The organism is Sutcliffiella horikoshii (genome assembly GCF_044809035.1).
Classification (GTDB): domain Bacteria; phylum Bacillota; class Bacilli; order Bacillales; family Bacillaceae_I; genus Sutcliffiella_A; species Sutcliffiella_A horikoshii_G.
The window spans coordinates 1,716,967-1,729,282 of sequence record NZ_CP085237.1 but is presented as its reverse complement, the minus strand read 5'-3'; the positions used below and the strand labels follow the sequence as shown (position 1 = coordinate 1,729,282).

12 protein-coding genes are annotated in these 12,316 nt (G+C 39.7%); 3 read left to right on the top strand and 9 right to left on the bottom strand.

The features are described 5' to 3' along the window. Window positions 1–70: 70 nt before the first annotated feature. The gene (locus LG307_RS09035; protein WP_404449921.1) at window positions 71–427 is read left to right on the top strand and encodes a YugN family protein; all 357 of its coding nucleotides are present in this window, start codon (window positions 71–73) and stop codon (window positions 425–427) included. A 65-nt stretch (window positions 428–492) separates the two neighbouring features. Here LG307_RS09035 and LG307_RS09030 read toward each other — a convergent pair whose 3' ends face one another. Further along, the gene (locus LG307_RS09030; protein WP_404449919.1) at window positions 493–834 is read right to left on the bottom strand and encodes an Asp23/Gls24 family envelope stress response protein; all 342 of its coding nucleotides are present in this window, start codon (window positions 832–834) and stop codon (window positions 493–495) included. 210 nt (window positions 835–1,044) lie between these two features. Between LG307_RS09030 and ytvI the strand changes: the two genes are divergently transcribed. Then, window positions 1,045–2,103 carry a sporulation integral membrane protein YtvI gene (gene ytvI / locus LG307_RS09025; RefSeq protein ID WP_404449917.1) on the top strand — a complete coding sequence of 353 codons (1,059 nt, stop codon included), beginning with the start codon at window positions 1,045–1,047 and terminating at the stop codon, window positions 2,101–2,103. A 45-nt stretch (window positions 2,104–2,148) separates the two neighbouring features. On the opposite strand, the gene LG307_RS09020 is transcribed toward ytvI, so the two are convergent. The 7 genes from LG307_RS09020 to cyoE all read right to left on the bottom strand — a co-directional run bounded on the left by LG307_RS09020 (window position 2,149) and on the right by cyoE (window position 9,402). Further along, window positions 2,149–2,616 carry a DUF420 domain-containing protein gene (locus LG307_RS09020; RefSeq protein WP_404449916.1) on the bottom strand — a complete coding sequence of 156 codons (468 nt, stop codon included), beginning with the start codon at window positions 2,614–2,616 and terminating at the stop codon, window positions 2,149–2,151. Window positions 2,617–2,697: 81 nt separating this feature from the next. Continuing rightward, window positions 2,698–3,606, bottom strand: a complete 909-nt coding sequence (gene ctaG, locus LG307_RS09015; RefSeq protein WP_404449914.1) for a cytochrome c oxidase assembly factor CtaG — start codon at window positions 3,604–3,606, stop codon at window positions 2,698–2,700. Window positions 3,607–4,241: 635 nt separating this feature from the next. Continuing rightward, a complete protein-coding gene (gene ctaF, locus LG307_RS09010) occupies window positions 4,242–4,574 on the bottom strand; it encodes a cytochrome c oxidase subunit IVB (protein WP_404449912.1) in 333 nt (110 codons plus the stop codon). A 6-nt stretch (window positions 4,575–4,580) separates the two neighbouring features. Continuing rightward, window positions 4,581–5,204, bottom strand: a complete 624-nt coding sequence (locus tag LG307_RS09005; RefSeq protein ID WP_404432780.1) for a cytochrome (ubi)quinol oxidase subunit III — start codon at window positions 5,202–5,204, stop codon at window positions 4,581–4,583. Beyond that, a complete protein-coding gene (gene ctaD / locus LG307_RS09000) occupies window positions 5,204–7,078 on the bottom strand; it encodes a cytochrome c oxidase subunit I (protein ID WP_404449910.1) in 1,875 nt (624 codons plus the stop codon). Before ctaD ends, LG307_RS09005 begins: the two co-directional genes overlap by 1 nt. Window positions 7,079–7,103: 25 nt before the next feature. Next, window positions 7,104–8,165: a cytochrome c oxidase subunit II gene (gene coxB / locus LG307_RS08995; protein ID WP_404449909.1), complete on the bottom strand. Its 1,062-nt coding sequence runs from the start codon at window positions 8,163–8,165 to the stop codon at window positions 7,104–7,106. A gap of 295 nt (window positions 8,166–8,460) precedes the next feature. Further along, the gene (cyoE, locus tag LG307_RS08990; RefSeq protein ID WP_404449907.1) at window positions 8,461–9,402 is read right to left on the bottom strand and encodes a heme o synthase; all 942 of its coding nucleotides are present in this window, start codon (window positions 9,400–9,402) and stop codon (window positions 8,461–8,463) included. A 490-nt stretch (window positions 9,403–9,892) separates the two neighbouring features. On the opposite strand from cyoE, the gene LG307_RS08985 reads away from it, so the two are divergent. Beyond that, on the top strand, window positions 9,893–10,831 hold the full coding sequence (locus LG307_RS08985; protein WP_404449904.1) for a heme A synthase: 939 nt from the start codon (window positions 9,893–9,895) through the stop codon (window positions 10,829–10,831). Between the two features lie 49 nt (window positions 10,832–10,880). Here LG307_RS08985 and LG307_RS08980 read toward each other — a convergent pair whose 3' ends face one another. Beyond that, a complete protein-coding gene (locus LG307_RS08980; RefSeq protein WP_404449902.1) occupies window positions 10,881–12,305 on the bottom strand; it encodes a cryptochrome/photolyase family protein in 1,425 nt (474 codons plus the stop codon). Between the last annotated feature and the right edge of the window lie 11 nt (window positions 12,306–12,316).

The following is a 12,316-nucleotide window of genomic DNA, read 5'->3' as shown; positions in this document are numbered from 1 at the left end:
TTTCGTACTATTATAAACAGGGAGCATACTTTATTTGGTTTCACAGTGATAGAAAAAGGAGTGTACATACATGAAAATTGAGAATACAGGCTTTGAAAATGAAAGAGTAGAATTATCCCGTTTAACGGACATAATGGAGGATTTAGGTTTTGACCTTGCTGGTCAGTGGGATTATGAGCGAGTAACTTATGACCGTAAATTCGAAACAAAAGAAGGCACTTTCTACCTTCGTGTACAAGGTTATGCTGCAGAAGGCGACATTGGTGGTTCACATGCTGTTATTCACCTGCTCACACCGCTTTTAGGTAAGCATTACTATCCACATGGTGTGGAATATGGTGAAGGAGAAACTTTCCCATCCAATATTGTTTCCACTTCCACCTCTCTTTTAAAACAAGCCAAAGAGCGTATGGATGCATTCAAATAAATTCAATGATTTCAGAAGGTGAATCGCAGGCATAAGGGCCTTGCTTCACCTTTTTCTTTAGGCGTTTATTTTATCCATATCGCGTCAACATAAATATGAATAGAGGATACGGTCTGTCCGGTAATCACTTCAATTTCCTTCTTTATTAACTGTTGGAGTTCCTGACACTTTTCCGGAATACACTTGTTGTACGCAATCGCAATGAAAAGATCGATATTCAGCTTATTTTCAGCATCAAAATTAATAACCGCGCGGTTGTCTTGATCTCTATTTATAATGGAATATAACTTTCCCACAGACCTTGGAGCAAGAAGTTTAATATCACCAATATCGGAAACGCAAATGGATATAACTGTTTGCAGCAACATATTACTCATCTGTTCCTGTCCTTTCTTGAGCACCAACATAATGTATACCTCCTTCACTTGGGATTTTATTATTGTATGCGTTATGGCTTAAGTTGTGTTTAAATGATTGTTGTTTACTTTTTCCCTTATTCAATTAAAAGCATGTATAAAAAGGAACACGACACATATTTATTTTCTTACATACTGTTATTTCAATAAAATCCATACTATAATTAATGAAGGAGTATGGTTTTAGAAAGGAGACATCCATTGTCAACGCTGTTTAGTATTCGCACACTTTTTATACTAATCGTTATTGCTGTAATAGCAGTAATTGCATTTTTTATATTGCCGGTATCCATTCCGATCATCATTGCATTGATTACTGCATTGTTTCTTGAACCGATTGTGAGGCTTTTACAAGCAAGAGGGAAATTAAAAAGAAACCCTTCCGTTTTCATCGTTTTCCTTTTGTTTTTGACTTGTATCGGAATTATTGGATACTTTCTTACGACGAAGGTGATTACCGAAGGAATCAATTTGGTGGAGAATGCACCATCCTACATAAATGAAGTAAACAGGGTATGGCGTGACTTTCAATCTGATATGAATAATGCATCTGAAGATCTTCCACCTGAGTTTGTAACAGAAATCAGCCTGCAAGTAGACAAATTTCTGTATGATTTGAGAATATATTTGACAGATTTGTTTAATATACAAAACGTAAAGAATATTTTCACCAACATCCCAAACTATTTGGTCAGTTTCCTTGTCTATCTGATTGCCTTATTCTTGTTTTTACTTGATATGCCTCGCTTAAAAGCAGGTCTGTATTCCCACCTAAAAGAAGAAACGGCAGCCAAGGTCAAATTCATGAGCTCAAGATTATCTTATGTTATTTTTGGTTTCTTTAAAGCACAATTCCTGGTCAGCCTGATTATATTTTTCGCAAGCTTAATTGGATTGTTATTTATTGCACCTGATGTAGCTTTACTCATGGCTTTCATCATTTGGGTCATTGACTTCATCCCTATAATCGGCTCCATTGTCATCTTAGGTCCTTGGGCTATTTTCCACTTTATCACAGGTGATATTGGACTTGGAACGCAGTTATCCATTTTAGCCGTTGTTCTTTTAATCATTAGAAGAACCGTTGAACCGAAAGTTATGGGAAGTCATATCGGACTTTCTCCACTTGCGACATTGATTGCCATGTATCTTGGATTAAAGCTCCTTGGCATCCTTGGATTTATCGTAGGTCCATTACTTTTGATTGCATTTAACTCTGCACGTGAAGCAGGTATTATTAAAATGAACTTTAAAATATAACACGAAAAAAAGGTGGTTGGACAAAAGTCCAACCACCTTTCTTCATTATAATCCTAATATTGCCTTAAAAACCGAAGTCGTTTCTCCGCCTTGGTAAATCACATATAAAAGTAAATAGACAGCAACACCTGTAATCGCTGTAGAAAACCAAATGATACTTGTTATAGGGCCAAGTTTTCTATGCTTATCCAGCTTATTCTTATAACCGGTCCATAATGTGATGATACCCATAACAGCCCCGACTGTAGCAAGGGTGATATGGAACAGCAAGAAGACTGTATAATACACTTTTATATCATCAGGTCCGCCGAAGCTGGTATTGCCAACAAAAATAGTTCTAGAGGCATAAATGATAAAGAAAATAATGGCGAAGATTGCTGCAAAAAACATGGCTTTTTTATGGGCTTCAATTTTGCGTTTACTTATTAAGTACCAGCCTATTGCGACAAATATGGCGCTTAGTACGATAAAAAAAGTACTGATTGTAGGCATCATTGGAATTGAGTAATCCATCTTGTTCTCCTCTCGTATGTTCATGATATTGAAATGATGCTGCATAGAAAAACAGCAACATAGTGTGTTGCTGTTTTCCCTTTACTCCACTACTTTTGGGTGCATCGCTTTGTTAAGATCAATTTCGTCTTTTTCTCGTTCACGTTTCGCCCAGCCGAAGAATACATAGGCTAAAATGCTGCCGTACATGATTTCTTGGATGATTTTCATGATAACACCGCCGAGTTGTTGATCTTCTACCAATGGCAAAGCATTGAACAGCTCTGGCCCTCCAAGGTCAAGACCGCTTAAGGTTCCGGCCGGTACACATAGAGCAAGTGCAGCCAGCCATGCTGTCATCTCTGAATAGGTAGAATATAGTGGTTGATCTGCGAAAATTATCAGTGCACATGCTGGTGTCAACAACATACCATCTGCCATGATATACCCAATTTTCTTGATACCTGACAGCCGCTGCTCTTCAGGTAGTGGATTAACAAGCGGCCACCACATGATAAACGCTCCTAAAAACATAGCGGATGTATATGCTGTATGGTATACCATATCAACCTTTATCGTATCAAATACGACTGGAATATGGTAAAGAGAGAACAAAACGTTAAAAACGAATAATGCAATCAATGGTTTGGAGAAGAACCGGAATACCGGTTTTACCACTGGGAAATTAATTATTTTTCTGAGAACCCAAGCAGGCATACCCATCAGTAAAATAGGCGGGATGACCAAATATAATATGGCCATTTGCGTCATATGCGCACTCAACATTAAATGAGATAATAAATCCACTGGTGAGCCTTTTACAAGGTAAAACAGTATCATACTGATAAGAAATAGGCTTCGTTGCTTATTCGATATCTCCTCTGAGTCTTGGAAACGGTGTCTTCCTTTTCCGGTAATGTACAAATACATTACGATGGTGAGAATAGTGAAAATTAATAAAACCGGACTCCATAAAGCCTGAAATCCGAACATATCCAAGTTGCCGATCATTATGCTGTCACCTCAATTTTATAGAGGCTTTCTTTTGTGCCTCCACTTTGCATAACAACATTATACTATAGATGAGCAAGCTCATTCAATGTGATACAAATAGGATAGTCCCTAATAGCAGAAAGTGTCATGAATTAGACAATGTTCCTTTTCTCTTCCTATGGGATTAAGAAAAACCGAGCGAATTCGCCTGGTCCTATTAAAGGCTAGAAACTCTAATTGTTTGGTTAATCGACGCTGTTCCTTTCCGCAAATGGCTTCGCTTTCCGCGGGACGGTGCTTGAGCCTCCTCACAACGCTTCAGGGGTCTCAACCTACCGTTACTTCCCCGCTGGAGTCTACGCCATTTGCTCCAATCCACAGCTAGAAATCAAGGTAAGTAATGGTTGCTTTTCATAAAAATCGATTAGATAGTCTTTTATTTACCTTAAGTTGAATGAAGTCACTTTGTTGATTGTAGGTGGAAGGCGCGCAGACGCCCGCAGGAGGAAGGGATAGGTGAGACCCCGGAAGGCGAGAAGCCTGAGGAGGCTCACGGACCGCCCGCAGGCAAGCGAAGCGCCTGGAACGGAAATCAACAGGATTACACTTCCAACAAAAAAGACAGCCTCTATGGGCTGCCTTTTTGTTTGGTTTTACCACCAGATAATAGTCGTAAATGCCAAGATTGTAATTAATCCAACTGCTAATCCAGAATATAAGAATAATGCTGGAGTCTCATGCCCTTTATGGTTCATATGCATGAAATAGTATAGTTGGAAAATACACTGTACGATTGCCATTAAGATGATGAACGGTACGATAAAGTACTTGGACATCTCTGCTCCTACTGCAAGGAATGCCAGTAGTGTAAGGAAGATCATTAGTACGAAGGATACAACTTGGTACTTCATTTCTTCCTTATTCTTTTTACGGCGATATGCTAAGTCTACTTTTGGGTTACCTGTATTTGATTGAGTATTTGCCATCAGTCATCACACCAATCCCATTAAATATACAACAGTAAAGATGAATAACCATACAACGTCGATAAAGTGCCAGTATAGTGAAGCTACATAGAACTTAGGAGCATTGTATAGATCCAAACCACGTCTCATGTTACGGATCAATAGAGTTCCGATCCATAATAAACCGAAGAATACGTGGGCACCGTGAGTACCAACTAATACATAGAAGGCAGAACCAAATGCACTACTAGTAATGGTATGGCCCAAATGGATATAATGATTGAACTCATAGATCTCCAAGATTAAGAATGATAATCCTAGAAGCCATGTGATACCCATCCACAATTGCATTTTTTTAAAGTTAAAGTTTTTCATGTGGTACATTGCGTACACACTTGTTAGTGAACTTGTTAAAAGAATCATCGTTGCAGCAAAAACCAGGCCAAGATCGAATAATTCTTTTTGGTCAGGACCGGAAACAATGGAATCAGGTCCGCTAAGAGCTAAATATGTTGCAAATAGTGAAGCAAAAAGTACCGTCTCTCCACCAAGGAAAAGCCAAAAACCTAAGAACTTATTTTTACCTTCAAGGGTAGCCTTTTCAGGCGAAGCTGGGAACGTTTCTGCTGTGAATTTTTCTTCTGTATGCATTATAGCTTCGCCCCCTTGTCATCATCTTCTGCCGCAAGAAGATCTTCTTTATGAATATGATATCCATGATCGTCAATTATAGAACGGAAGAACATGGCACCAAATGTAATTAATAATCCAAGGATCATTACTGGAAGACCCCATGCGAAATCACTTCTGTACATAACCCCAAATGCTGCAATGAACAATCCAACTGAAATGATAAATGGAAGAATCGAACCGTTAGGCATATGAATGTCTCCGATAGGTTCTGCAGGCGTCATGCCTTTCTTACCTTCCATCTTTTCAACCCATAATGGATCAAGTCCACGAACAAGTGGTGTTTGTGTAAAATTGTGTTCTGGTGGTGGTGAAGGAATGGACCATTCTAATGTACGGCCATAACCCCATGCATCGCCAGCTACCGTCTGCTTGCTTAAAGCAGTCTTTACGATGTTGATGAATAATACAACAGTTGCAATTGCCATGAAAATAGCACCAATGGAACTTACTAAGTTTCCAAGGTTCCAACCTAGACCGTCGCCGAATGTGAATACACGACGTGGCATCCCCATAAGTCCAAGGAAATGTTGAATAAAGAACGTTAAATGGAAACCAATGAAGAATAACCAGAAAGTTATTTTTCCTAAAGTCTCATCTAAAATTTTACCGAACATCTTCGGCCACCAGTAGTGAAGTCCTGCGAAAAGACCGAACACTACTCCACCAACGATTACATAGTGGAAGTGGGCTACTACGAAATAAGAGTCATGATATTGGTAGTCAGCTGCAGCTGAAGCCAGCATTACCCCTGTTACCCCACCAAGTACGAAAGTAGGAATGAATGCTACTGACCATAACATTGCAGTATTGATTTGTAACTGTCCGCCCCACATAGTGAACATCCAGTTAAAGATTTTAATACCCGTTGGTACGGCAATTGCCATTGTCGCTACAGCAAAGATAGCGTTCGCAATCGGCCCAAGACCAGTTGTGAACATATGGTGAGCCCATACCATGAATCCTAAGAAACCGATTAATACTGTTGCGAATACCATGGAAGAGTATCCGAATAGGCGTTTCTTAGAGAAAGTAGAGAATACATCAGAGAAGACACCGAATGCCGGCAAAATCAAGATGTAAACTTCAGGGTGTCCGAAAATCCAGAACAAGTGCTCCCAGATTACCGTGTTACCACCGAGGTTCGGATCAAAGAAAGCTGTTCCGAAAAGACGGTCGAACATCATCAACGCTAACCCTACAGTTAGTGGAGGGAAAGCAAAAAGAATTAAGGCAGATGCTACAAACGTAGACCAAGTAAATAATGGCATACGCATGTAAGTCATACCAGGTGCACGCATGTTGATGATCGTAACAAGGAAGTTAATACCACCAATTAACGTACCAATACCCGAAATTTGAAGTCCTAATGCATAAAAGTCAATTCCATGACCTTCAGATGCTAAAGACAAGGAAGCATAAGACGTCCAACCGGCATCAGGTGCTCCACCTAAAAACCAGCTCATGTTAAGGAAGACTCCACCAAAGAAGAACAACCAAAAACCTAGTGCGTTAATAAATGGGAACGCAACATCACGTGCCCCGATTTGTAAAGGAACAGCTGCGTTCATAAACGCAAACAATAATGGCATAGCTGCCAGGAAAATCATTGTTGTTCCGTGCATAGTAAGTATTTCGTTATAAAGGCCTGCAGCTAAAAAATCATTATTTGGTACAGCAAGCTGGATACGAATAAACATCGCTTCCAAGCCACCGACGATAAAGAAGAAACCGCCGGCAATAAGGTAAAGGATGGCGATTTTTTTATGGTCTACTGTTGTCAGATAGTCCCATACCGTTGCGCCAAAGCCTTTTTTCTGTGCTAACGTACTCACAATGTAACCTCCCTTTCTGTAAAATCTATTCTTCGTCCACTTTTAATGACATTAAGTATTCAACAAGAGCGTCAACCTGTTCTTGTTCTAAGTTACCGTAAGTACCTGTCATCAAGTTAGCTGGTTTATACTCTTCAGGGTCTTTTAACCATTTTTCCAGATCTTCTGGAGTATGATCTAGTACACCGGCAATTTTAGTGCGGTCCCCGAAGTTAGTTAGGTTAGGTGCAACTCCAGCATCGCTTTGTGCATCCGCTCCAACAGCGTGACATGTAATACAGCTTTGATTGAAGATTTCTTCACCAGCTTGAGCTAAATCAGTTTCTGCAGCATGCTCTTTACCTTGCATGTTTTCAATCCACTGGTCAAACTCCTCACGTGGCATTGTTTTTACTTTAAAATCCATCAATGCATGGGAAGGTCCGCATAACTCGGCACATTTACCATGGAATAGGTTTTCTGCCTGACCAACACGTTCTGAGTCGAAATTCAACCAGAAACGGTTAATGTTATCAGTGTTTGTATCCATTTTTCCTCCAGCAGAAGGAATCCAGAAGGAGTGTTTCACTTGACTTGCTTCCAAGTTAAAGTAAACATTCTCATCTGTAGGGACGTAAAGGTCTTGACTTGTTACAACTCCATACTCTGGGTATTCAAACTCCCACCAGTACAAGTGTGCAGTAACATTTACTACAAGTGCATCTGACTCTTCCTTATCCATTTCGCTGACATCAGCAAGGTCGAAAGTGTAAGATACAGTTGGAACTGCTAAGATTAAAAGTAATAAAATCGGAATAACAGTCCAGGTGATTTCAAGCTTGTGGCTTCCTTCCACTTGCTTTGGAATAATTTCTTTATCGCCTTTACGCTGGCGGAATTTTACCACAACGTAAACGAAGATAATAGAAACCACAACTACTACAAGAATCATAATTGCTGAGCTTAACAAAATCAGTGATTTTTGCATATCTGCCACTTCACCTACCGGCTGAAGTGTAGATAAGAACGGTTTACCACAGCCTGCTAAGAATAGCGCCATTACACTGAAAAGTGATACTATACGCCAATTAGGTAGCCATTTCTTCATAGCCTAATCAAACCCCTCTTTCATATTTAGTGAGTGAAGTAGAATGTATTGATAAATTCCTTCAAAGCTTAGAGAAAGAATCTAATCACAAATTATGGAGCCAACTGGTTTTCACCATATCAGCTATACACGATTTACCTCAAAAGGACAAATTTTGCACCCATTGTTTACTATACCACAGGTTATGTAATTTCACCCTTAAAATTTGAGGTGTTTCGCGTGAAAACAGACAGCTACCCTTTATAAGCAATAGCTGTCGTGCCCTCTTCTAGTTGAACAAGTATATTTCCTGAACTTAAAAGATGGTAACAATGATCATGGAAACAAATAAGATAGTCAGGTAATTCAATGAGTAAATGAACATTAATGTTGCCCATTTCATTCCATCCTTCATCCTAAAACCGGCAATACTAAGTGCAAGCCAACCTAAATTCAACACGGTTGCTAGTACAATTAATCCCGCTCCAAGGTCAAACAACCAGAATGGAAGCGGCAATAGACAGGCAACCCATACAAGCATTTGTCTTCTTGTTATGTCAAAGCCATGAACAACAGGAAGCATTGGAATGCCGGCATTTCTGTATTCCTCGCATCTCCGGATGGCAATGGCAAGGAAATGTGGTATCTGCCATACAAACATGATGAAAAATAGGATCCAGGCAATCAATGACAGACTCGGGTCAACTGCAGCCCAACCGATAAGTGGCGGCACTGCACCAGAAACACTTCCGATTACTGTATTAAGCGTATTTTTCCTTTTTGACCACATCGTATATAAAACCACATAGGTGAAAGCCCCGATCAGACCGATTACTGCAGCAGTAATCGTTGTGAAAGCCAGGATGACGGTACCAACAACTGTTAGAAACAACCCGAGATAAAGTGCTCCTATTGGATTCATTCTACCGGTTACGGTAGGACGGTTCTTGGTCCTAGACATAAGATGATCAATATCTCTGTCAATATAGTTATTTAAACTACAAGAACCCGCAACAACCAATGAAGATCCTACCATAGTTAATAGGACGATATCCAAATTAGCGATGAAACCATCAGTCTGGGTAAAATATATAGCTAACCAGAGGCCGGTAAACGTAGTGATGAAATTGGAATTCACTATCCCAATTTTAATTAGCGCTAAGAAGTCTTTCCATTTTGAAGGAGCAACTTCCATACCTTGAGGACGTTCATCTGATAATGAAGCAGGCGCTTGGTCCAAAGTCCTCAAATTTGCCATTTAAATTCCTCCTTTGAACCTTCATGCAATCATTTGAAAAACAAATGTGCATGTGAATGCGTTTTCACTACTGCACTATCATGCAGTGTTTTTGCACATAATGAGTATCAAATGCTTCGCAACATTCTCTCTGTATATTAAATCATATTTGCCAAATACTTTGTGAATTATATTTGAAGAAAATATGACTAATTTGTGTCACCTAGAGAGAATATCACCCGTGCGTTTTAAAACGGTATATAATAGGTTTTGTCGAGGCTTTTCACATGTGTGAAGAAGCTTCATTCAAACTTCCCTTATATATTACTAGCAAACTCCACACCATTATTCAACCTTTTTCACGATAATAATTTCCTTGATCGGAACTGCTTGAGGATATTGTCAATTACCGTAAGATTGTGTAGTATTGGTAGGACGTTTATTATTTTACCATTTCTGTTTCTTTTTTTATATAAGGGAGATACAAATTCTTTCTGAGAAGGTGAATCGAGTGTATAAACTGTTAAAATGGTTCGCCGTTAGCGCGTCTATTGTCATGCTTTTTGTTCTGATCGGGGGAGCACTTGTTACAAAAACCGGTTCTGGTATGGGATGCGGAAGATCTTGGCCTCTTTGCCACGGCGAGCTTATTCCAAGTAATATTGACTTTGCTCTTATCGTGGAGCTAAGTCATCGTATTGTTTCAGGTTTAGCCGCTCTTATGGTTCTGACTCTCGCAATTTGGGCTTGGAGAGCCATTGGACATAAACGAGAGACAAAATTCTTGGCACTCTTATCCTTTCTGGTATTGATTTTACAAGCTCTTATTGGAGCTGCTGCTGTAATGTGGGGGCAATCATCCGCAGTGCTGGCACTTCACTTTGGAATATCCCTCATTTCGTTTGCCTCCGTCTTCCTTCTTACTTTACTTATTTTTGAAGTAGATAAGAAGTTTGATGCGGAAACGTTGATAGTAGACCGACGGATGTCATTTCATATCATTGGGATTATTGTTTATTGCTATTTAGTAGTATATAGCGGCGCTTTAGTAAGACATGTTGGCGCAAGCTTAGCATGCCCAAGTTGGCCAAGCTGTACACGGAACGGACTGGGCATTCCCACCCAGATGCATGAATGGATTCAAATGGGTCACAGGGCTGCTGCCGGACTAATTGTTGTGTGGATTGTGTATGTTACCATCCTTGCCATCAAGAAGTATAAACACCAACCTGTCATTAAAGCCGGATGGATTATATGTTCCATCCTTGTACTTTCTCAAGCTACCACCGGAGCGTTAATTGTTGTAACCAACTTAAATATCTTCGTTGCCCTTTTACACGCTTTAATTATCTCTTGTTTATTCGGTGTATTAAGCTACTTCTTAATGCTTGTGACGCGTAATAAAACGAATCAAATTAAATTAAACAATCAATCAACTAAATCAATGTAAAAAAACGAGTGGGCTCTTATAGTCCACTCGTTTTTTTATTGATTGAATTTCACTTTAATTCCTGGAACATTTGTATCGCTCTTTTTCTCTGGATTGCATGGTCTACCACAGGTTCAGGATAATCTTTCCCAACGATACATCCCGCTTCCTCTTGTTCATGCTCCTCCATTTTCCAAGGCTCGTGAATATATTTTTCAGGAACTCCAGCAAGCTCCGGGATATATTTTTTAATGTACTCCCCTTTTGAATCATACCTGTTAGATTGCGTTATTGGGTTAAAAACACGAAAATACGGTACGGCATCTGTACCTACAGATGCCGCCCATTGCCAGCCTCCGATATTGGATGCCTCATCATAATCATGCAGCATCTTCTCAAAATATCTTTCTCCCAACCTCCAGTCCATCAGCAGATCTTTTGTCAGAAAAGAAGCGGTTATCATTCTGACTCGGTTGTGCATCCAGCCTTCTTTAGCCAATTGCCTCATCCCTGCATCCACAATCGGGAATCCTGTTGTCCCTTTTATCCACATCTCTAAAAGACCGGGATTGTTATTCCATTCAAGTTGCTGATATTTATCATCTACTTCTCTTGTTTTACTATCTGCATAGTGATGATAAATCATATTGTAAAAGTCCCTCCATGCCAGTTCCTTTATGAACGTATCCATCCCCGTACTGTAAGAGGACTGTTGCTTTTCTTGTATGTGGTATAAAACTGTCCTGGCAGAGATAGTCCCTGTTCTTAGATGGACGGATAATTTGGATGTCGCTTCTGCTGAGGGGATGTCCCTGAAACGATCGTATTGATCAATACGCTTCTTCAAGAATGAATCTAGCACGTTCATTGCAGATTCTTCATGTGGAATGGATTTTTCATCTGAAAACTTATTTACGTTTGATAAAATGGATTGACCTTTAGAATACAATGTGTCATCTTTAATACTTTCAAGAGACAGGTCTTCATCTTTTAAAATAAATGGATCTACTTTAGGCTGAGTCATCCATTTTTTATAATAGGGTGTGAATACTTTGTAAATCGAACCGTCCTCTTTTTTCACATCATTGGCACCATGGATGGTGTAATCCATATAGGAAGAAACCCGGATTCCATTCTTGTAGAAATGCTTGTCCACTTCCTCATCTCGTTTCTGACCTGTTCCCACTTCATCCTTGTTATAGTATATCGCCGACACTTCAGGAAAGCGGTCTAAAATTTGAGAAAACGCTTCTTGCCAGGTCCCCTCCACTACATGAATAAATATCCCTATCTTTTCACACCGTTTGATAAACTGATCCAACGCAGCAAAGAAGAAACGATGATTAGGTGTATCCTTGTTCGTAAATGCCGAATCTAAATGGTACATGAACAGTAAAGGCTCTTTTCTATGTTGTGCTTCCTTTACCGCGTGGTATAAGGCAGTGTTATCTTGCAAACGGAAATCTCTGCGAAACCACACTATTGTTAAAGTCATATGTTAGTCAC